The sequence below is a fragment of the Bradyrhizobium canariense genome (assembly GCF_019402665.1).
Lineage (GTDB): Bacteria > Pseudomonadota > Alphaproteobacteria > Rhizobiales > Xanthobacteraceae > Bradyrhizobium > Bradyrhizobium canariense.
The window spans coordinates 1-20964 of the sequence record NZ_VSST01000051.1 but is presented as its reverse complement, the minus strand read 5'-3'; the positions used below and the strand labels follow the sequence as shown (position 1 = coordinate 20964).

Genomic DNA, 20964 nt, shown 5'->3' with positions numbered 1-20964 from the left:
GACGCCCAAAATCACCCTGACGCGGCCGCTGGCCGCATCATTCAATGCCGTGGTCTGCGGCACCAGTACGTCGTGGTCGACGAACAAGAACAGCATGCCTGCTTCGCCTAAAGGGAGAAGCGCGCAATTGTGGTTCCGACAGGCGGAACCACTTGAATAGTTGCACGGCGCAACCGGCAGAGGACGCGCGCTACTTGCCCTTCCAGTTCGGCGTGCGCTTGTTGAGGAAAGCGTCCATTCCCTCACGGAAATCTTCGCTCATATAGGCCTTGAGGATCAGATCCTCGCCCTCTTCGCGCGACAGCGTGCGGCGGATGCGGCGCACTGCCTCCTTGGTCGCTTCAAGCGTCAGCGGGGCGTGGCTTGCCACGAGCCTGGCGGTCTCGTCGGCGCGGCGCTGCAGCGTCTCGACATCGGGAACGATTTCGTTGAGGAGGCCGAGCGCCAGTGCTTCCGGCGCCTCGACGAGGCGCGCCTTGAAGATCAGATCCTTGGTGCGGGCGGGGCCGACCAGCGAGACGACGCGGCTGATGTTCGACATCGAAAGGCAGTTGCCGAGCGTGCGCGCGATCGGAAACCCGATGCGCGTTGTTTCAGTCCCGATGCGGAGGTCGCAGCACGCCGCAATTCCGGCGCCGCCGCCGGTGCATGCCCCCGCGATCGCTGCGATCACGGGCACGCGGCACTGCTCCAGCGTGCCGAGCACGCGGTCGATGCGGGCCTCATAGTCGAGCGCATCCTGCGCGGTTTTGAACGCACGGAATTGAGAAATGTCGGTGCCGGAGGCAAACGCCTTGTCGCCGGCGCCGGTCAGGATCAGCGCCTTGATCGAGCGGTCGGCGTTGATCTCCTGGCAGATCTCCGCCATGCGCTCGTACATGGCGAAGGTCAATGCGTTGCGCGCCTGCGGGCGGTTGAAGGTGATCCGCGCGATGCCGTCCGTGACGGAGTAGAGCAGGTCTTCATTGGCGGTCGTCGGTGCGTTCATCGCGCGCTCTCTTTTCTCGAAGTTGGCTCAGGCAACCTGGGCCTTCAGGCCACCTGGGCCTTGGTCATCGGCACCGCGTCGCGTCCCTTCAGGACGTCCATGGCCGCCAACACGCCGCCGCTCCGGTGCGGGATCTTTGCAAGATCGAGGCCCATCTCGACGCCGGCGAGCGTGCCCATCAGCATCAGATCATTGAAATGGCCGATATGGCCGATGCGGAACACCTTGCCCTTGACCTTGTTCAGGCCGGTGCCGAGCGACATGTCGAAGTTTTCCAGCACCACCTTGCGGAAGGCGTCGGCATCGTGGCCATCAGGCACGCGCACGCCGGTCAGCGCCGGCGAATGTGCGGCAGGATCGGCGCACTGCGTCTCCAGGCCCCAGACCTTGATCGCGGCACGGGTCGCCGCGCTGTGGCGCTTGTGGCGGGTCCAGACGTTCTCGAGCCCCTCCTCTTCCAGCATCTTGATCGCCTCGCGCAGGCCGTAGAGCAAGTTGGTGGCCGGCGTATAGGGGAAGGTGCCGAGCTCGTTGAAGCCGATGACCTCCTGCCAGTCCCAATAGGAGCGCATGCCGGGGTTGGCCTTGGCCACCGCGAGCGCCTTCTCCGAGACGGCGTTGAAGCCGAGGCCCGGCGGCAGCATCAGGCCCTTCTGCGAGCCGGCGACCGAGACGTCGATGCCCCAGGCATCGTGCTCATACTCGATCGAGCCGAGGCCGGAGATGGTGTCGACCATCAGCAGCGCTGGATGCTTGACCCGGTCGAGCAGCTTGCGCACCTCGAGCGGCGGCGTCACGCAGCCGGTCGAGGTCTCGTTGTGGACGACGCAGACCGCCTTGATGGTGTGCTGCTTGTCGGCGGCAAGGCGCTTCTCGATCTCGGCGAGATCGGCACCATGGCGCCAGTCGCTCGGGATGAAGTCGACGTCGAGCTTGAACTTGTCGGCGATACCGCGCCACAGCACGGCAAACTGGCCGGTCTCGCACATCAGGACCTTGTCGCCGGGCGCGAGCACGTTGACCATTGCAGCTTCCCAGGCGCCGGTGCCGGACGAGGGGAAGATGATCACGGGCTGCTTGGTGCGGAACACCCGCTGCATGCCGGCGAGGACGGCGAAACCGAGCTCGGCGAACTCCGGACCGCGATGATCCAGCGTCGGCATGTCCATCGCCCGCAGCACCCGGTCGGGCACGTTGGTCGGTCCTGGAATCTGGAGAAAATGCCTTCCAGTGTGCACGGTCATCGGCGTCCTTCCCGGTCTTTGAGTCTGTCTTTTGCGTCTGTCTTGGCTTTGAGCTCAACTTGACTTCGAGCCCTTTGGCCTCAAGGGGTGCGCAAGCCGCTCGAATATCACTATTCGCCGGGCTTGTCCCTCGCCCGGCGGGGTCCGTCAATGCACAAGAAGCAGGGCTCGCCTTGCCAAGGGCCGTGACCGAAGGCAAGACGGGGGCGGCGAACAGGCAAGAGCGGACCATGGCGGCGGAAGTGCCCGGGAAATCACAGGAATCGGCCAAAAAGGACGGCCTCGCGGCCCGTCTGGCCCGGGAAGTGACCGGCGACGTCCTGTTCGACGCTTTCAGCCGGGGCCGCTACGCCACGGACGCTTCCTTCTACCAGATCGTGCCCACTGGCGTAGTGGTGCCGCGCACCATGGACGAGGCCTTGCGGGCGCTGGCGATCGCGCGCGACGAGGGACTGAAGGTGACCCCGCGCGGCGGCGGCACCTCGCAATGCGGCCAGACCGTCAATGACGGCCTCGTTGTCGATCTCTCGAAGCACCTGAACCGGATCCTGTCGCTCGACGTCGAAGGGCGCACCTGCGTGGTCGAGCCGGGCATCGTGCTCGACGACCTCAACCGCCAGCTGAAAAAGCACGGCCTCTGGTTTCCGGTCGACGTCTCCACGGCCTCGCGCGCCACCATCGGCGGCATGGCGGGCAACAATTCCTGCGGCGGGCGTAGCCTGCGCTACGGCACCATGCGCGACAACACGCTGTCGATGGAGGCCGCGCTTGCCGACGGCACGCTGAGCCAATACGGCGAGGTGTCGCGCGATCTCTCCGATCTCGATGCGAACGGCAGCGCCCGTGCCCTATTCCGCGACATGCTCGATCTCGGCGCCCGCGAGGCCGGGGAGATCGCCGCGCGCTTTCCAAAAGTGCAGCGCCGTGTCGGCGGCTACAATCTCGATGCGCTGGTGCCGCGCAACGCCCGCAACAACATGGCGCATCTGCTGGTGGGTTCCGAAGGCACGCTGGCGTTCACCACCAAGGTCGAGCTGAAGCTCTGGCCCGTGATCCGCAACAAGGCCCTCGGCGTCTGCCATTTCGGCAGCTTCTACGAGGCGATGGACGCGGCTCAGCATCTGGTCAAGCTGAAGCCGATCGCGGTCGAGCTGGTTGACCGCACCATGCTCGCGCTCGGCCGTGACATCGCGATGTTCCGGCCCATCATCTCCGCCGCGATCAAGGGTGATCCGGATGCGGTGCTGGTGGTCGAGTTCGCCGAGGAGGACCAGGCGGACAATTTCGTGCGCCTGAAGCAGCTCGGCGAGCTGATGGGCGATCTCGGCTTCAACTGGAATAACGACAAGCGCAAATGGGGCGGCGTGGTGGAAATCACAGAGCCCGCACTCCAGAGCGGGATCGCCGATTTCCGCGCCGCCGGCCTCAACGTCATGATGTCGATGAAGCAGGAAGGAAAGCCCGTCTCCTTCGTCGAGGACTGCGCCGTGCCGCTGCCGCATCTCGCCGACTACACCGCGCGGCTGGGCGAGGTGTTTGCCAAGCACGGCACCAGCGGCACCATGTATGCTCACGCCTCCGAAGGCTGCCTGCATGTGCGGCCCGTGCTGAATTTGAAGCTGGAGAAGGACGTCAAGGCGATGCGGGCCATCGCCGAGGAAGCCTTCGAACTGGTGCGCGAGTACAAGGGCTCGCATTCCGGCGAGCACGGAGATGGCCTGGTGCGCTCCGAATTCCACGCAACCATGTTCGGCGAGCGCCTCGTCGCCGACTTCCGCGAGGTGAAGCAACGCTTCGATCCCGATGGCGTGCTCAATCCCGGCAAGATCGTCGACGCTCCCAGGATGGACGACCGCTCGCTGTTTCGCTTCAAACCGGACTATCGCGTCGCTGAGCTCAAGACAAAACTCGACTGGTCCGCTTACCCCGGGGCCGGCGGCGGTTTCCAAGGCGCGGTCGAGATGTGCAACAACAACGGCGCCTGCCGCAAGCTCGAGGGCGGCGTGATGTGTCCGTCCTACCGGACGACGCGCAACGAGAAGGACGTGACGCGAGGCCGCGCCAACACGCTGCGCCTCGCAATCTCCGGCCAGCTTGGCGCGGGCGCACTCTCCTCCGACGAGATGATGGAGACGTTGAAGCTCTGCGTGTCCTGCAAGGCCTGCCGCCACGAATGTCCGACCGGCGTCGACATGGCCAAGATGAAGATCGAGGTGCTGGCCGCACGCGCGGCCTCGCACGGTCTGACCTTGCGCGACCGGCTCGTCGCCTATCTCCCGCGCTATGCGGGCCTCGCCTCACGCTTCGCGGCGCTGGCAAATTTGCGCAACCGCAGCCCGCTGCTGCGAAAGCTGTTCGAGCGCTTTGCCGGCATCAGCGCGCGGCGGGCGCTGCCCGCCTTCCGCAGCGACGTGTTCGCGCCGCCTGCCGAAGCGGTCGGGCCGGAGACTGGCCGCGAGGTCGTGCTGTTCGCCGATACCTTCAACCGCATCTATGAGCGCGAAAATCTCGACGCCGCGTTGCGCGTGCTCGCAGCCGGCGGCTATCGCGTGCATCTGCCGAAGCCCGCGAGCGGCAGCCGTCCGCTGTGCTGCGGCCGCACGTTCCTGTCAGCTGGCCTCGTCGACGAAGCCAGAGCCGAACTCGATCGTCTCGTCGCCGCATTCGCGCCCTTTGCCGGGCGCGGCGTCCCGATCGTCGGGCTTGAGCCAAGCTGCCTTTTGACCTTGCGCGACGAGCTCGCCTCGCTGCGCAAGGACGATGACGCCAAGGCGGTTGGCGCCCACGCGCTGACCTTCGAGGAATTCCTGGTGCGCGAGGCCGAGGCCGGCCGGCTGAAACTGCCGCTCGGCCCCCTTGCCGACAAAGCCCTGGTGCACGGCCATTGCCATCAAAAGTCCTTCGGCGCCTTCAAGCCGGTCGAGCAGGTGCTGCGCCTCATCCCTCGCCTTGAGGTCGAGACCATCGAGTCAAGCTGCTGCGGCATGGCCGGCGCCTTCGGTTATGGCGCGGACACCTACGATGCCTCGATGGAGATGGCCGAGCTGTCGCTATTGTCCGCCGTGCGGCGCGCGGATCAGGCGACGCTGATCGTTGCCGACGGCACCTCCTGCCGGCACCAGATCCACGACGGCGCCCAGCGCGAGGCGCTTCACGTCGCGCGCGTGCTCGCGATGAGCCTCGATCGTGCGAAGACCCAATCCACAACCCCTCCCATTGCAAAGGAAACCAATCGTGGCTGACCTCACCCTCGACACCGCCCGCAAGATCCTCGACGCCGCCTTCGCGAAATCCACCGAGTTGAAGCTGAAGCCGCTCGTCGTCACCATCCTCGACGCACGCGGGGTGCTCAAGATCGCCGCGGCGCAGGACGGCACCAGCCTGATGCGCGCCGAGATCGCGCACGGCAAGGCCTATGGCGCGCTCGCATTGGGCATGGGCTCGCGCGCTCTCTTCCAGCGCGCGCAGGAGCAGGCCTATTTCATCGACGCCATGAACACCATGGCCAAGGGCGCGCTGGTGCCGGTCCCCGGCGGCGTGCTGATGATGGACGGCACGACGCTGCTCGGCGCCGTCGGCGTCTCCGGCGACACCTCGGACAATGACGAGGCGTGTGCCGTGGCGGGCATCCAGGCTGCGGGGTTGAAGGCCAACGCGGGATAGTGATCCTCCACGCACGCAGAGCTCCTGCGCTTCACAAGACGTTATGGAGTGCGTCGCGTAGGATCGCCTGTTGAGCGACCCGAGACATAGGTGACCGTTCGTACCGGACACATGGGTTACACTTTCCGCTTTTGTTCTGCGGGAGGTGTAGATGCGGTCCGAGAGTTTAGCGGCGAACTCGATAATGAAGAGCTTGTCCATCGCGTCGCTGACGCCTTCAGGCTGAGCCGCGAAGGACAGTTCATGTCTAATGTCCACGTCGGTGCCCTCGACAAGGCCAAGCAGATTGGCCTTTATCGCGACGACTGGCTGACGGATGCATCACTGCACGCCGATCAGTTCACTGAAGCTGATGTTGACGCGATCTTCACGATTGCGCGTCGCGCAATCGAGGCCGTGGAAGACCCGCTCATAATGAACACAGCGATCTATGAAACCTGACTGTGACGTCGCTCTCACTCTGCGGCGCCATGTCCGGTCGATGTTTTTCGACGCGCGAATGGGGAACGACCGATGAGTGAAGATGAAAGCGATTGCGGCGGCGGCGAGCTGGATGACGCGTCAGAAGGAAACGAGTTCATCCACTTCGACGAGTATGAAGATGCGGTAGCCGCCATCGAGCTAGTTGCCTCACAATCTATCGATCTTCAGAAACGGCCGTCGCGGTGGAAATGGGTTATCACTGCCATGCAAAACGCCGTACAGGGCGCGATGGTGATCGCACTCAGCGGCACAGACGGCTGTGGCGCACTCACCGATAAATCTCGACGAGAGAACCGTGTGTGGCTGGACAACCCTACCTCGGATCGACCACGAACGATGATGGCCGATTACAATGTTTTACTTGAGCGGATCGGAAAGCCTGAACTGATGGAAGGGCCCGTGCCCGAGCTGTCGGCGGAGGATTATCGGAACCTTCAACGACTGAACGACAACCTGCGACGTCAGTTCGCCCACTTCCATCCGACTGGTTGGGGGATTGAACTCAACTACATGCTGAACATCATGCCGATTGCGCTAAACCTCTTCGAATTTCTCACGAGGACCCAAAGCCGTCCAAATATTCATTTCACCGAAGAGCACCGCGCTCGCATGACGAAAGCCTTGGCGCAGACGCGGGTTTCTTTCGAGGCATTCAAACAAACGCCCTGATACGTGCGCCGCGTCACAGGCATGATCCGCATCGCTTTCTACTGCCGCCGGTCGGAGAAGATCGAGATCGAGCAGCCGGGCGCGGCCGAGGATGCAGTCCAAATAGCCCTGTGAATAACCGGGACAAGCCTCCCCTTGCTCGCGTTGCTACCCTGCATTGTGTCACCCTTGGCCATCGCGAATCAACTTTTCAAACCCGCCATAGCAGAAGCCCGGATGCTTGGACGAAGGACCCTCTTCATAATCGGCGCGGGCGCCGGTTTCGATATTCAGATGCCTATGGGCGATAAGCTCGCCCGCCGGATCGCGGAGTATGTGAACATCAGCTTCGAAGACGGATACCGCAAAAAGAGCGGCAATGATCTTACGGCGGAGGCACTAAAACTGCTCGCTAGGGAAGCTGACCACCGCGCCGATCCGAACCCTTACTATCACGCTGGCCGACAAATCGCTGAAGGACTAGTCGGCTGGTCTTCGTCGATCGACGGTTATCTGAATCGTCATCAAGACCAACCGCTTGTGCAGCAGTGCGGCAAACTTGCCATCGCGCAGGTCATTCTTGAGAGCGAGAACGGTTGCGACATGTACGTCGATCCGCGCTCGCCACGCGGCCTCAGTTTTCGTGACGCAGCCAAAGTTCGCCAATCGTGGTTTCAGCAGCTTTGGTCAATTTTGGAAACCGGCATCATAAGGAGCAAGAACCTTGAAAGCATTTTCGACAAGCTCAATGTGATCACATTCAACTACGATAGGACGCTCGAGCATTTCCTTTCTATGGGGCTGCAGCAGGCTTTCCACCTTCCGGAAAACGACGCCGCCTCAATCATAAATGCGAAGCTAGATATAGACCATGTGTACGGACAGGTCGCCAAATTGCCTTGGCAGAATAGAGGCCACGGCCTGGCATTTGGCCGGAAGCCGGACGCGCGTGACTTGGTCCCGCTCTGGAGCCGCATCACAACATTCAACGAAGAGATTTCTGACGCGGAGCTTTTGACAAAGCTGGCGGACAAAGTGTCCAACGCAGAGCGAATCGTTTTTCTGGGTTGTCACTTCCACGCGCAAAATATGAAACTGTTGCGTGCGGCGCTTCCGGCCAGGGGCGGCGATGTCCGCATCTACGCAACTGCGGTTCAGCGCTCCGCTTCAGCGGTTATCGAGATCGAAAGCCAAATTCGCGAAATGCTCGCCCCGCGCGGAGGTAGTTGGCACGTTCAAATCGACAGCCGCTGGGATTGCAAAGAGTTGTTCAGGGAGTTCGATACGACGTGGTCTCGACAGTGAATGTAACCGGGGCAGCCGCCCCAGTGCCTTTTTGCGCATCCGCGATGCGCGGTGAAAGAGCCTGCAGATGAGTTTTGGACGTTTAGGCGCAATCAGTTCGACCAGAAAGGTCATTGAACCCGTGACAAAATACCTTTTTATTGACGGAGCGTGTCTTACGACAACTATCGCCGAAATTGAAAAGCGCTACGTGCCGCGCAACACTTTGCACGTTGACTACGATCTCCTCACGGGCGGTTACGACAAAGTCTTCTACTATGACGCTCTCCCTAGCAGGCGTGGCAACGAAAGCGAGGAGCAGTTCGGCGTCAGGCGAGACGCAGCTATTGCTTTTCACGATCAACTCGGATCACTTGACCGCTTTCATGTGTACGAAGGCGATACTCGAAAAAGCCCTAGTCTGCGCAAACAAGAGCAGAAAAAAGTTGACGTAATGATCGCCGTTGACATGCTAACGCATTCTTTCCGGCGAAACATGCAGCAAGCCACACTACTTACCGGCGATCTCGACTTTAAACCGTTGCTTGACGCGTTGGTACAAGAGGGGATGTTCGTCACGCTCTGGTATCCGCCAAACAAGACAAACAAACAATTGGTTTCCGCTGCAGACCAGCGTCGCCAGCTTGACGTACGTGCGATTCATCCTGCATTGCGGGCAAAAAGTAAGGCTCTCTTTTCTCTTCCATCAGGAAGCGGGGAGCCGTCGCGCGGTGACATCGGCCAAATCCTTCATGCGTTTAGTAGCGAGGATGGCGACATCAGATTATTTTCCTGCCCAGACAGAGCTTACGTCTTGGCCACCGCCAATCCCAACCCCGGCTATTTCACATACTGGACTCACTCCGATCTCACCACGCTGAAGAATTTTGCTTTCGATGTCTTTGGCCTCGAATTTCCGGGGTCATGAGTTTGTTCACCAGGCCAGCGGGCTCGGTGTTCCTGAAGGGACTGGCTGACACCTGAAGGCCGCTAGTCTCATGCCGTCCACCGCATAGCTGGCTGAAGCTCGGGCCTAGCGCTCCCACGCGACGGTCCGCGACTTGCAACAGCTCCTTCCAAATCCGGAACGCCGCGAGTAAAAGTCGCGGGCGTTGCAGATTTACAACCCGCACAGCCATTCGAGATACTAAGCTCGTCCATTGAGACGACCAAAAATATATTTCATTCTTAGTTCAATATGATCAGCGGGGGCGAAAGATGTTTGATGTCTATCGCAATGACAAGCGCGACTTGCTCGTTCTAAATACAGGCTCTGGCGTACCCGTGCTTTACTCCGCACATAAGTGGCGCAAGAGCAGGAAACGAGTTCTCAAGGTCAGCGACGAAATCAAGTCAGCCGTTCAGGCACAAGGGTATTACGTCCGCAGCCTGCGGGTCACCAAAGAGCGGATGGCACGTTATACCGGAGCGGTCAAAGACGGCCAGACCACAGAGTCGATGTGCTCCACGGCCATGGCCGTGTGAGCACCAGCGTGATCATCAGGAAAACGCAACCCCGATCCGTCGCTCCGAGCGCCACACCGCTCGACAGGAAAGCTGCGACTGCGCACTCGGAATGACCAGTGTGAACTCGTGCGGAATGCCAGCTGCGCCGGGCACGTCCAGATGGGCGCCCGCATCGGAGAAGTTTCGGACGTCGCAACTGAAGGCGCCTCCGGGAAACTCGATGATTGCCGACTTAAATACACGTTGACGGCGTGCGGTTCGCTTTTCCATGGGGACGGGTTTAAGCCAGCTTTTCTTACAGATCGATAAAGCTGTCGCGGAAAGTCGGGGCACAATTCGCGGGCAAAATAGAGAAATCGTTTACTTGATGCCGGCCCGGCGAGCCCACTCCAATGACCGGATGTCTTTGCGCAACCCACTCGGTTCACTGGCGCCGCCTCGTCACGGAGCAAGTCACCAGGTGCCAAAGTATACTCAAGTATACAGTTGTTCCGATCCCATTTGCGAAGGCGCGACTCAGCGTACTGTGGGTCAAGATGGTGGGACGGTATTGACAGGTTAGGGGCGGCCCGGAGCGATGGCGCAGTCACGGTTACCGTTGGTGCGAAGGTGGACGCCGGAGGAGCATCAGCAACTGCTGGCGATGGCGGCGGCTGGGCGCCGACCCGCTGAGATCGCGCGCGCGCTCGGCAGGACAGAACCGGCCGTGCGAGGCCGGGCCAACCTGCACAACATTCTGCTGCGACTGGTGACGCAAAGGCGGAAGAGCCCAGGATCAAGGGCGTCGTTATAGCTGCTCTCGTGCTGGCGGCGGCCAGTCTCGCGGACCAGCAGTTGTCCCAAGGGCGCTATACTGACCGAGCCCTCGCGATGCTGCGCGAGATCGAGCATTCATTCTGGCGATAGGCGCGAGGCCGTTTTGCTACTGCCTCTGGATGAGGTCGGGCGGGATAGCGGGCTCCGCTGCCGGTGGTATCGCTTCAGTGCTCGCCTTGTGCGCCTTGTCGAAATATTCAAGGGCCAGGATATGCATGGCCCGCGCCTTCGCCGGGTCAGATTCGGCAGAGGGGACGCCGCGAGTTCCCCATTGCATGGCAGTCCAAAGATGAAGATGAGCTTGCCGCGTAAACGGTATGCTTTTTGGTTTCTCTCGCCTAGACTCGCCTTAGAACCAACTTGCCGAATTTTCCCGAACGTGGTTACGAGTTCTTAGTTGCTTCTCACTACCGTGCAAGGCAACGGTTCAGTTGCCCATGCGTCGAAAGCCGACGGGTCACCTTTGAGCACCGCTTGCCAGCGCAAATGATGCCGATCAATGGCACCTGGCGTCGTTCGTGTAGCCTCAAAGATGTGTCTGAAGTGGGTGCTACCCTTCAAGTTGAAGCGACAATTGAGGGGCTAGCCTTGAAGGAGTCCTTTCTTCTGCTCTCCTCGACGCGACTTGCCTATCGCCGGTGCCAGCTTGACCGAGTGAATGGCGAGGAATTGGAGGTCAGCTTCCTTCGCCAAAGTCTAAGGCAACGAAATCTCCAGCTTAATCCGACAGACATCGCACCTGCCAAACATCTCGCATGCCAAATTTTCCCGGTTCATGGAACCTTTTGCGTCTGTGCACTTTGTAACATCCAGCGAAAGTATGAGTACTGGGGGAAGCCTTGACGGAAATGCCATCCATCCTTGTCATCGAGGATGACGACGCGATCCAGAGCCTTGTTGAGGATGCGCTGAACGAGGGCGGCTTCGAGACCGCTGTCGCAAGTACCGGCGAGGAAGCCGTGACCCTCCTTAAAGGGGGCGTCGCTACATACCGTGGCCTCGTGACTGACATCAATCTGCTGGGAAGGTTCAACGGCTGGGAGGTAGCGCGCGCAGCACGAGAGGTCGATCCGAGCTTCCCCGTCGTCTATATGTCCGGGGTGGCCGCTGACGAATGGCGGGTACAGGGCGTTCCAAACAGCATAATGCTTCGGAAACCGTTCGCGCCCGTGCAGCTTGTGACGGCAGTTTCCCACCTGCTCAACGGCTGCTTGAGTCCCAACGCACCAGACGCACCCTCCGGCTAGCTTGGTGCTCAGATGGCGCGATTCTTCTTCGGCCTTTGCGGCACAGAAAACGTCAATGATCCCGGCGGCCTCGTCTTTGAGCATGAAATAGATGCCTTCCGTGCGGCTCAAAGACTTGCTGAAGAAGTAGCAAGTAGCCGACCCCATTTGAGAGAAAATACATGGGTGGTTGTGAGTCGGAACGATAGCGCCAGCGCTTATTATCTGAGCCTTTAACATCATCCCCGACTGCCATTCCGTACATGCCGTTACGAACCGGCGACGGCTTGCCGAGTACAACGCAGTCACCCCAGGAAGCCACTCGAAATCAGGACGGAAGGAAAAAAATGAACGGCCCTCGGGGAAGTATCCCGATGTTAGAACGTCGTGCCTCAAAGCGGCTTACAGTTAATCAACCCGCGCTGCTACGCTTTCGCGACATTGGTGGAGTTCATCCATGTGTTGTGAGAAATCTCAGCGAAGAAGGAGCCTGCCTTAGCTCTCCGGTCCGCATTGTCGCCGATGAGCTTGACCTGTCGGTTGACGGGTTCAAGAGTACTCTGAGGTGCCAAGTTGTTTGGAGAGACGAGCATCTGTATGGCGTAAGATTCCAAGGCGGGAAACACACATGTGTCCCCTTGTGATGTGATGCGACCTTGGCGCGGCCCCCGCCTGAGCAGCACTTTCGGCAGAGCAACCAGTGTGCTGGCCTGCGGCCTCCTGAGGGGCAACGCCCGCTCGGCGCCGGGTCCGGTCTAACCCGGACACCGGACCTGGCTTGAGCTGCACAGGTCGGCCTCGCGCTCCATCGCCGGGTGAGTGCGGTTCTTCAGAGCGGCAGGTCCGATCTGCAACTAACAGCGGACCTCAACGGTCGATTAGACCACTTCGCCTTGGGGCCACAAACGGGAATGCCAAATGGGCAGCTCAAGTCTCACTGCGCAAGGACGGGTGAAGTTCACTCCCTTTAGGGAAGCGTTTAGGCCTTTAAAGTGTCGCCAGCGGCGGTCCTCGCGCTCTCCTGGCGCTCAACCAATGCAAGGAGGTCGAGTTGGCTCGCCAGCGCTAGATAAGCATTGGAGACACTAAGAAGGACATTGGCCAAGCGCGTCGATTTCTCGCCGTGGGCGCGTTCTCGGTAATGTTCGGCGATCTGCCGGTATTCCTCGGACCTGAGCATCGATCCCCCCAAAAACGAGACCTAAACTCGCGGCCCCGTTTTTCGTTCCTAGATTGAGCACGTCTGCCTATGGCCTTCGGCATATGGACCTCCCTTAGTGGGGCATCAACACTCAAAGAAAGGATGGACGGAGAGCCTAGATTCCCGGCCGTCGCTTGGCCTTTTGCTGGAGATGCTTGTATGTCCTTTGACCCGCTAGCCGCCGCCATCGACTGGCTCGATGCTTACCGCGCGGGCGATATCGAAACGATCTTGGCAATGTACGCTGAAGATGCCGTCATCGTCTGCGGCTGCGCCGGCACGAAGACCGTCGCCGGCCGGGAAGGTCGTCGCGCTTACTGGGTCGATCGGTTGATCGGATATCCCGCGTCGCAGCTCGACAACCTTCAGCAGTCAGGCAACGGAGCGGTGATCTCTTACGTGGTGCGCGAAAGCGTGGTCAGCGCGGTTTTGAGGTTCAACGCCGCTGGTCAGGTATCGTCGCACACGTGCGCGCCTGCAAACTAAGCTCGTTCCAGCACTCGGCGACAACGAGGACTAGCAGTTGGTTTCGCACCGGTCCCCATCCTCCGTCGCGCGACCATCGCGGCTTGGACACATAAATGCACAAAAGTGAGCCCCAGCTCCGGGGGGCAATGGGGAAGAGCTGGGGCCCGACTGTATTGCGCACTTGGAGATGGGCATTAGGAAAACTTGTTACCGGCGAGCCGTTCCCGCTGCTTTCCGGTCGAGAAATGTTAGCGGTCTCTGTCGTCCTTGCCGTTGGGGCTGCCATCTCCGCCGCCATTGCCCCAGCCATTGTTGCCGTGGTGCTCGTGGTGATGATGGTGGACCGCGCTCGCGCCGGATTGCGCAATTGCATTGGACGTGAGGGAGGTCGAGAGCAGCAGCGTCATCGCTGGAGGTGTCACGGCGGCGAACTTTCCGCAGGTCTTCAGAAATTCGCGGCGATCATCGTCCTGATCAGGCATGGGTTGTCTCCGGGGCTGGTGGGGGAGATTAAATACCTTAAATCCAATTAAATCAATTAAACTATGTTAATAAGCTCAGTCACGAAGCTTGACCATAAGTTTCGTCCGGCTGCCGACTTCCTGCAGCTCCCTCAGGGGCAGCGCGATGCGCTGGAGTCCGCTTCGCGTCACAAGCCGCCGATCACCCAAGGTGGGGGACTTCCGCTTTCCTTTGGCACGCCGACCTAGTGAGTACACGTCACTGACCCACGAGCCGCCGCTCCAGCTCCGCGACATGAACGAAGGTTAAGGCGGCGGCCCTGCAGGTTCCACTCCCAAACCAGCCGAGACTGCCTATTTTTCCCGGATGCGTTCATTTGAGTTTTGCCTGCCGACGAAGGGCACGGCGGTCCCGGACGGCCCCGACTGGCTGCACGAAGTGAAACACGATGGTTATCGCCTCCGCCTCGAGCGCGAGGGCGACCGCGTGCGTCTGATCACGCGGGGCGGCTACAATTGGACCAGCCGCTATCCCTGGATCGTCGAGGCCGCGCGCAAGATCAAGCAGAGGCGCTTCGTGATCGACGGCGAAGCGGTCGTGCTTGGCGTCGATGGCGTCTCCGATTTCAACGCTCTCCACTCCCGCAGGTATGACCACGAGGTGCAGTTCTGCGCCTTCGATATTCTCGCCGAGGGCGGTGACGACCTGCGCATGCTTCCCCTGTCGATGCGGAAGACAAATTTGGAACGTCTGCTGGCGCGGCGTCCTGAAGGTGTCTTCTTAGGTCAATCTGACCCCACTGGTCGAGGGTCAACCAACTTCCGCTGTACCCCGATGACCAGACAGGTTCAAAGCAGGTCTGCACTAACTGTCAGTACTGTTGGCTGTTTATTTCGAGCGACGCCGTAACGCAGTTCGCTGTATGGTTTCGTTCCCGTTTTTTACATCACCGACTGCCGGGCGATCATAAGAAAGCTGCTCCGCAAGTTTGTGCTTTGGACTTTGCCGTCGTCGCCGGGTGTTCCGGGATTTTTGTATGAAATACATATTTATCGCGGTCGGCTGCTGGCTGCTGCTGAACCTGCTCTACGTTCTCATAGTCACTCCGCCACGTAGGTCGCTCTGGCCACGACAGTTCGCTCGCACCATTGCTGCGGTCAAGAGATTCATCCAACGCGGACGGCAGCCACCTACCTGAAGGGAGTGAACTTCACCATCGCCCGTCGCACGCGAGCGACCTTGCCGACGCGACTGCGTTTCACAGGCGATAGGCCAAGCTCGGCTTCAAGGCTGGAGCACAGTTCGGATGCGCCGCGCGACGATCCAAGCGGGGCTCTTGCGGACGGTGCCCTTGATCCGACGAATCGCGCCTTCGCGCGCAACGGCCGCTGTCGCCCGATCCCCGACCACTTGCGCCATGACCAACCGTTCAACGCTGTGGCCGTTTACAGCGGCAAGAGTCCCGGCATCGCGCATTTCGCCGATAATTGCAGACCAATACCCGGCCGTCGTGCTCCAGTCCTCGGCAGAGTCGAACATCTGGGTCCAATCAGGCCGTTCTGGACTACCTGGCCTCCCCATGCGGTCGGTGCGTCCTTGACCAATGGACAAACGATGCCCCCGCCACCAAGCCGCCCGAATCACGTCCCGTTACTAAGCATTGACTCGCGCGCAGCGTGGATAGCCCAACGGACAGGGCGGACTACTATGGCCGATGCGAACTGGGACGACTTGGATAGGTTTGAACAAAGGCTGCTGATCAAGTTGTTCGGCGGCGGCTCAACGCGATACGATGATCCGGTGGTTGTTGAGGGTCTTCGACGCCGTGGCTTTGTAGACGATAACAACCAACTTTCCGTGCCAGGGCTGCGTGTTTTCGCCGTTGCTGTCCGCGAACAGCAAGCAAAAGCCCGATCCCATTTGGCTATCCGGACAAGCCACTGAGTCAGAGCCGCCGCAACAACCGATGACGCCGCCGCCACCGTCGCCATCCATTCGGTGCTTTTGCTGCCGGTCCTGACGACGTGCGAGGGATGCATCTAGTGTCGTTCCGTCGATTGCGCCGTCGTCGCACCGAACGCGCGGATGGCGACTTCCTGCGTTGCCCACATGCGCCACTCTTCGAGATCACCGGCGTAGCGCAGCATCGATTTGCGAAATGCCGCATCATCAACGCTCATGCCTTTGTCGAGCAGCAGGTAATTTCCATGCTTGACCAATGCCTCGTTCCGACGATCGATAAACAATTGCTGTGCCTCTTCGAACGTCATTTCGAGCCTCCGCGCTTAACTGCCAGTTTCCAAATTCTGTTTCCGCCTTCACCAGGCCGGACCCCAGTCGAGTCAAGGTCGGAATGCCAGACACTTCCCCCGTGCGTGATGAAGGTCCCCGGCGGATATGTCCGCGACGCATCCCAAATGCCCAAGTACCGCAGTGTCGGTCGCGACTCGAGTTCCTTGATCCGCTCTTTCAGCGGCGTGATTGCTGCCAGCACGAAATCGCCGATCACTGGTGCCAGCGATTTGACGAGGCCTTCGATCTCGGCTCGTCGCTGGGGCGAAACCTTCGCTTCGATCGCACGGCGCTCTTCGGGAGTTGGGACGTTCGTCATTTACACGTGCTTGATGTCGGGTGCTTTCCCATGGCGTCGCTCATAAGCAAGCGACAGCCGGGCTTGCTCGCGGACCAGCGCGCGACACGCGCGCATGCTGTCAGCATCATCGCGGTGCCAGAGCATCTCGCGGATTTGTTTGGTTATCCGATTGATTGCAACCAGATCATTGGCTTCCGGCAAAATGCGAACCACCGAACGCGCCATCTTGCGGGCAACCAAACGGCGGCCAGTTTCCAGCTCACGCGCTGTTAGCCTGATGACCATTGTCGTCCCCTCTTCATTTCGAAGTCGACTTTCAAATAGCAGATCGCGATCTCAACCTTCGTTACGCTGTAACTTTATGACGCAGTTTCTGCAGTGCCAGCTTCAAAGCTTGTGCGAGTGCTCGTGCATCTTCCTCGTCCCATTCACGCAGCGTGCCCTGGCCGCGAAGCCAGTCCTTGTCGTCCCCGTCGAGATCGAGCGCAATTCGCGTAGCGCCGATCGCCTGGCGCGCCCGGTGCTCCCGCATGCGCTGGGCGGCGGCCGTCGGTGCAAGGTGCGCCTTCGCCTTCGTTTTCACGCTGAACCTCCCGCGCCAAATGCCGCCAAAGGGCAACCCCCTTTCTAGGAATTTGATCCCATCGCATACGGACCAGCCGGTGCGGTCCGACGCCCCGGGGCGTTGGATTCCGGCATGCCCCCCCGGGTCGGTCAGTGACCTGCGTCATGATGCAGACTGCCTCCACTGTTCGCTGATCTCGCGGAGAGCCATCGCTCCAGCCGCTGAGACGCAGCCCACGACAGCGACCCCCCGACGCCGTCCCGATGACCGATGACCTGACCTGACCCGAAAAACGCCCTTTCTCTCTAACCCTACTTTCTCCCTGCCTTTTGCCTTCCCTCCGTTCATTTTCTCATTTCTCCAACCAAGAGGATTAAAACTGGTCACTACGGTCACTACTGCTCGAAAAACGAATGCAGCCAACAACTTGAGTCAGTGACCGCCTCAATGACACGTCGCGCCTCGTCGGCACTTTCTCGGTCACTGGTCACTGACCCGGAACTTCATCAACATCGTCATTCTGGTCATTCGTGACCCGATCGGCGTGATGTTTGCGCATCTTGGTCACGCTCTCGCGGGCGTCCCAGGACGGCGGGATCAGGCTGTTGACCTCGCGGCCGGGATCGGTGGCGTTACCGACCTTGCCCTCGAACAGCCGGCTCTCGAACGCTCGCTTGTGAAACTGGAGCCCGGCCCGATTGAGCGCGATGCCGCCGTAGTAGCGGCCAGTGGCGTCACGCATGTCGCCCCTGTCCGTGCAGACGCGCGCGTCGCCGATCGCGCGCAGCGCCTTGCCGATCGCCTCATTGGTCGGCAGGCGGCGGTCCTCGCCCTTCAGCTCCATCCACCACGCCGAATGCGCCAGACAGAAGTCGGTGACCTTGATGCGGGCCATGGGATCGAACTCGACACAGTCCTCCAAGAAGCCGGCCACGAGGTTACTATCTTGGTGGATCGCCTTGGCGGTTTCGGCGATGCTCTCCGTGCTCGCGATCGAACCCCTCTCCAGCGCCCGCCGCAGGCCCGCCACGGCCCAACTGAGAACGCCGGGCAGCTCGGTGGCGATGATGAATTCGCCGGGCTTGTCGAAACCGCGCCGGATCGCTTCGGCCGCCGTGCCGATGGGCTTGGCCACATCGAACTTCCGGGTCACCTCGATGACGATCATGCGCTCGACGATGGCGCGCGTTGCCTCCTTGAACTGCGGCGGGAAGTTGGTTGCCCAGAAGATCGGCGACCGGATGGTCTGCGTGATCAAAGGACCGTTCTTGATGTTGATCTGCACCGGCTCGCCCGTGACGATGGCCTTGACCGTGGCCGACATGTGCCATTGCGGCCCGAACGCCTCATGGAGCACCCATGGCGCGCGCCGGACGAACGGCATCAGCCCGTGCGTTCCATCGACCGTGCCCAAGGCCGCCGTGATCAGCCGGTCGCCGAACAGCCCGGCCGTGACATCGAGCACGCCGGATTTGGCGCGGTTCTCATTGCCCCAGAACACGCAGGCTTTGCGGAGGCCGCGTGCCTTCTTGTCGATCAGCGCGGCGCCCATCAGCTCCTGGACCACGCCGACCAGGGCGCGCTGCTCGACGCTGTCACGGTCGCCGAACATGTCGGCGATCATGGTTTCCCACCACGGGCACTTGGCCTCGGGATCATACTGGACCTCGACGCGCCACGTGCAGTAGTGATCCGGCCGCGCGATCTCCAACTCGCCCGTGCGCGGGTCGACGAGACCGGATCGCGTCGGGATTTTGCCGTGCTGGTCCCAAGGCAGTTCGCCCTCGCGCCACAGCTCGGGCTGGCGCAAAATCCAGTTGCGGGTCTCATTGATCAGCTTGGTGCCGGTCTTGTAGCCGAGCTGCTTGAAATTGTGCTCGATCCGCACGTCGAGCCATTTGGCTCCGGTGCGCAGCTCCCAGACACCACCACTGTAGAACCATGAGCCGTCATCGTTGTTGATCAGCTCTTCGCCTTCACTTTCAAAATGGGCGATCACCGCCTTGCCAACCGCAATATGCAGCTCGGCGCGCTTCGGTGGCACGGGCGTGGTCACCGGCATCTTGATGACATTGCTGGTGCCGCTCGCATCGGTGCCGATGGCCCGCTGCTCGACCTCGATCTTGCCGGCGCCGCCAGTGATCGCCTTCAGCTCGACGGCGTTGCGTTCAACGCGCTCGACCTTCTTTTTCTCCGGCGGATGTTTCTTGATCCAGTCGTCGCACATCTTGACGGTGTTGCGTTCCTCGATGCGCCAGTTCCAGCGCTTGCCATAGTCGCCGGCCGCACGATGGGTATAGGCCATGATCGTGGCGACAACGTCGTCCTTCGGCACACCCTGATTGAGCATCGCGGCGGTGCATTGCAATTGGGTCTGGTGGATCGAGCTCTCGCCACTGCCCATATAGATCATCTGTTCGAGGCGCTGCTGCACATCGATCGGCGGCTTGAGGCCGTGCTTCTTTCCATATTCCTCAAAGAAGTCGAAATCATTGGCGGCGCTGACACCCGCCGGCACCGCGAACTCGCGGCTCTTGCGCAGCATGACCGGCGATTGCTCGCTCAGCCATTCCTCCAGCTCTTCCAGATCGTAGCGACGATCCGGGTGCAGCTCGATGATCTCGACCGGCGTATTCTCGCCGTTCTTGGTATTATGGGTGCCGGGCAGACGCATTACGCGCGCGACCTCGCAGACGGCCGGATCACCGGCAACCACGTCGGCGAGCTGACCATACAGCGCTTCGATGCGCGCCATGTGCTCCTGGGTGTCGATCGGCTCCTTGAAGAAGTAGTACAGATGCACGCCGTTGCCGGAGAAGATGATCGCGCTCGGCTGATACTTCAGCCGCGCGAGCTGCTTCAGCACAAAGCCGCGCGCATCCTCCTCACCGAGCAGATCGACGCCCTTGAAGTCGATGTCGCAGTGCGCTGCGTTGGTCTCTTTGCAGTTCTCCTTGTTGCGCTTCTCGGTGCCGTCCTTCTGCGTCGAGACGCAGACGAACATGCCGCGCCCGGTGCGGTCCCACTTGTCCATGAAGCCGGCGACGTCACCGAAGTTGCGGGTGTGGATGTGGCGCTCGGCGCCCAGCTCGCGCTCGTTGGTGAACGAACAGATGTAGGCGTTGCCGCTGGTGTGGGCGAGGAGTGCCTTCAGGAAGTCGACCGTGCCGTTGGCCTTCAAGTCCGTGCCGCTGGCTTGCGCGCATGTCGGCGCGCTGGCATCCGTGAGGGACATCTGAGAAAATCCGATGAGAAGAGGATGCAGAGGCGGCTGGCGGGCCGCCTTTTCTGCGACTAGGCGACGCGCTCGGCCAACTCCTGCACCGCGATCGTTCGCACGCGCCGTGCAATCGCGGCATTCACCCAGTCATCAATCTCGGTGGCAACCCAGCCCACCCGGTTGGCGCCGATCGGAACGCGTTTCGGAAACTTGCCCTCGGCTTCGAGACGATCGATCTGCCGACGACCAAGCAGGACGCCGTGGTCGTGGAGATCGAAGAACGGCAAGAGTTTGGGATTGCGCATGTCAGCTCCTGTTCTAGACGAGGCGCGCCTGCAATAGACAACGCGCGCGATGGAGCTAACTAAATAGACGGTTTTTGCTGCCTGTGAACAAGGACGATTGCAAATTCCGGTCGAAAACCTATCGTGCGGCGGCGGCCGCTTGCCGCTCGATTCCGCCCCCCAATCAACAACATCCGAAACACATCGTGACTGAAGTAATTAGTCGTCCGTGAACAAGGCTCTAAGCGATTGAGCAGGAGTCAGTTTTCCGGTTGCGGCGGCATTTGAGATTGCAGGGATTGGGGGCTTGAGGCCCCCAAACCTTGCAATTTTCGTTTGTGGATTCCCTTTC

The 20964-nt window shown here is 60.7% G+C and carries 24 protein-coding genes and 1 pseudogene; 14 read left to right on the top strand and 11 right to left on the bottom strand.

The genetic code is table 11. The annotated features are described in order from the left end of the window. Positions 1-190: 190 nt before the first annotated feature. Positions 191-988, bottom strand: coding sequence for an enoyl-CoA hydratase/isomerase family protein (locus FXB41_RS26875; RefSeq protein WP_027519069.1), 798 nt, complete (start codon positions 986-988; stop codon positions 191-193). A gap of 44 nt (positions 989-1032) precedes the next feature. Then, on the bottom strand, positions 1033-2232 hold the full coding sequence (locus tag FXB41_RS26870) for a pyridoxal-phosphate-dependent aminotransferase family protein (protein ID WP_219683883.1): 1200 nt from the start codon (positions 2230-2232) through the stop codon (positions 1033-1035). A 230-nt stretch (positions 2233-2462) separates the two neighbouring features. On the opposite strand from FXB41_RS26870, the gene FXB41_RS26865 reads away from it, so the two are divergent. The 7 genes and pseudogenes from FXB41_RS26865 to FXB41_RS26835 form a co-directional block, all read left to right on the top strand. After that, positions 2463-5474: an FAD-binding and (Fe-S)-binding domain-containing protein gene (locus FXB41_RS26865; protein WP_219683882.1), complete on the top strand. Its 3012-nt coding sequence runs from the start codon at positions 2463-2465 to the stop codon at positions 5472-5474. Then, complete coding sequence (locus FXB41_RS26860; RefSeq protein WP_219683881.1) at positions 5467-5895, top strand: GlcG/HbpS family heme-binding protein; 429 nt, start codon at positions 5467-5469, stop codon at positions 5893-5895. The genes FXB41_RS26865 and FXB41_RS26860 overlap by 8 nt, the downstream gene beginning before the upstream one ends. 90 nt (positions 5896-5985) lie before the next feature. Then, positions 5986-6336: a hypothetical protein gene (locus tag FXB41_RS26855; protein WP_219683880.1), complete on the top strand. Its 351-nt coding sequence runs from the start codon at positions 5986-5988 to the stop codon at positions 6334-6336. 72 nt (positions 6337-6408) lie between these two features. Beyond that, positions 6409-7047, top strand: a complete 639-nt coding sequence (locus FXB41_RS26850) for a hypothetical protein (protein WP_219683879.1) — start codon at positions 6409-6411, stop codon at positions 7045-7047. Between the two features lie 168 nt (positions 7048-7215). Beyond that, positions 7216-8331, top strand: a complete 1116-nt coding sequence (locus tag FXB41_RS26845) for a hypothetical protein (RefSeq protein ID WP_219683878.1) — start codon at positions 7216-7218, stop codon at positions 8329-8331. Positions 8332-8398: 67 nt separating this feature from the next. Then, positions 8399-9238 (top strand): NYN domain-containing protein, encoded by an 840-nt coding sequence (locus FXB41_RS26840; RefSeq protein ID WP_219683877.1) that lies wholly within the window; start codon positions 8399-8401, stop codon positions 9236-9238. Between the two features lie 290 nt (positions 9239-9528). After that, positions 9529-9720, top strand: a pseudogene (locus FXB41_RS26835) (hypothetical protein); the annotation flags it as partial. Between the two features lie 90 nt (positions 9721-9810). Here the strand turns inward: FXB41_RS26835 and FXB41_RS41020 are convergent. Next, on the bottom strand, positions 9811-10047 hold the full coding sequence (locus FXB41_RS41020) for a PilZ domain-containing protein (protein ID WP_246649223.1): 237 nt from the start codon (positions 10045-10047) through the stop codon (positions 9811-9813). Between the two features lie 307 nt (positions 10048-10354). On the opposite strand from FXB41_RS41020, the gene FXB41_RS26830 reads away from it, so the two are divergent. The 5 genes from FXB41_RS26830 to FXB41_RS26810 all read left to right on the top strand — a co-directional run bounded on the left by FXB41_RS26830 (position 10355) and on the right by FXB41_RS26810 (position 13506). Then, positions 10355-10570 carry a Myb-like DNA-binding domain-containing protein gene (locus FXB41_RS26830; protein WP_219683876.1) on the top strand — a complete coding sequence of 72 codons (216 nt, stop codon included), beginning with the start codon at positions 10355-10357 and terminating at the stop codon, positions 10568-10570. Between the two features lie 871 nt (positions 10571-11441). After that, the gene (locus FXB41_RS26825) at positions 11442-11840 is read left to right on the top strand and encodes a response regulator transcription factor (protein WP_219683890.1); all 399 of its coding nucleotides are present in this window, start codon (positions 11442-11444) and stop codon (positions 11838-11840) included. A gap of 12 nt (positions 11841-11852) precedes the next feature. Then, the gene (locus tag FXB41_RS26820) at positions 11853-12056 is read left to right on the top strand and encodes a hypothetical protein (protein WP_157158672.1); all 204 of its coding nucleotides are present in this window, start codon (positions 11853-11855) and stop codon (positions 12054-12056) included. 26 nt (positions 12057-12082) lie between these two features. Then, the gene (locus FXB41_RS42035; RefSeq protein WP_376707512.1) at positions 12083-12463 is read left to right on the top strand and encodes a PilZ domain-containing protein; all 381 of its coding nucleotides are present in this window, start codon (positions 12083-12085) and stop codon (positions 12461-12463) included. Between the two features lie 716 nt (positions 12464-13179). Next, positions 13180-13506 carry a nuclear transport factor 2 family protein gene (locus FXB41_RS26810; RefSeq protein ID WP_219683874.1) on the top strand — a complete coding sequence of 109 codons (327 nt, stop codon included), beginning with the start codon at positions 13180-13182 and terminating at the stop codon, positions 13504-13506. A gap of 230 nt (positions 13507-13736) precedes the next feature. Here FXB41_RS26810 and FXB41_RS26805 read toward each other — a convergent pair whose 3' ends face one another. Further along, positions 13737-13970, bottom strand: a complete 234-nt coding sequence (locus FXB41_RS26805; protein ID WP_219683873.1) for a hypothetical protein — start codon at positions 13968-13970, stop codon at positions 13737-13739. Between the two features lie 346 nt (positions 13971-14316). On the opposite strand from FXB41_RS26805, the gene FXB41_RS26800 reads away from it, so the two are divergent. Beyond that, positions 14317-14859, top strand: a complete 543-nt coding sequence (locus tag FXB41_RS26800; protein WP_219683872.1) for an ATP-dependent DNA ligase — start codon at positions 14317-14319, stop codon at positions 14857-14859. Between the two features lie 375 nt (positions 14860-15234). Here the strand turns inward: FXB41_RS26800 and FXB41_RS26795 are convergent, their stop codons facing one another. After that, the gene (locus FXB41_RS26795; RefSeq protein WP_219683871.1) at positions 15235-15489 is read right to left on the bottom strand and encodes a hypothetical protein; all 255 of its coding nucleotides are present in this window, start codon (positions 15487-15489) and stop codon (positions 15235-15237) included. Positions 15490-15657: 168 nt separating this feature from the next. Here FXB41_RS26795 and FXB41_RS26790 point away from each other — a divergent pair, with 168 nt between their 5' ends. After that, complete coding sequence (locus FXB41_RS26790; RefSeq protein WP_219683870.1) at positions 15658-15894, top strand: hypothetical protein; 237 nt, start codon at positions 15658-15660, stop codon at positions 15892-15894. Between the two features lie 95 nt (positions 15895-15989). On the opposite strand, the gene FXB41_RS26785 is transcribed toward FXB41_RS26790, so the two are convergent. The 6 genes from FXB41_RS26785 to FXB41_RS26760 all read right to left on the bottom strand — a co-directional run bounded on the left by FXB41_RS26785 (position 15990) and on the right by FXB41_RS26760 (position 20633). Further along, positions 15990-16220 (bottom strand): hypothetical protein, encoded by a 231-nt coding sequence (locus FXB41_RS26785; protein WP_219683869.1) that lies wholly within the window; start codon positions 16218-16220, stop codon positions 15990-15992. After that, positions 16217-16561, bottom strand: a complete 345-nt coding sequence (locus FXB41_RS26780; RefSeq protein WP_219683868.1) for a hypothetical protein — start codon at positions 16559-16561, stop codon at positions 16217-16219. The genes FXB41_RS26785 and FXB41_RS26780 overlap by 4 nt, the downstream gene beginning before the upstream one ends. Further along, complete coding sequence (locus FXB41_RS26775; protein WP_219683867.1) at positions 16562-16828, bottom strand: hypothetical protein; 267 nt, start codon at positions 16826-16828, stop codon at positions 16562-16564. Between the two features lie 61 nt (positions 16829-16889). Then, on the bottom strand, positions 16890-17126 hold the full coding sequence (locus FXB41_RS26770) for a hypothetical protein (RefSeq protein WP_246649222.1): 237 nt from the start codon (positions 17124-17126) through the stop codon (positions 16890-16892). A 469-nt stretch (positions 17127-17595) separates the two neighbouring features. Next, positions 17596-20343: a DNA-primase RepB domain-containing protein gene (locus FXB41_RS26765; protein ID WP_219683866.1), complete on the bottom strand. Its 2748-nt coding sequence runs from the start codon at positions 20341-20343 to the stop codon at positions 17596-17598. Between the two features lie 59 nt (positions 20344-20402). Then, positions 20403-20633 carry a helix-turn-helix transcriptional regulator gene (locus FXB41_RS26760; protein ID WP_219683865.1) on the bottom strand — a complete coding sequence of 77 codons (231 nt, stop codon included), beginning with the start codon at positions 20631-20633 and terminating at the stop codon, positions 20403-20405. Positions 20634-20964 lie beyond the last annotated feature (331 nt).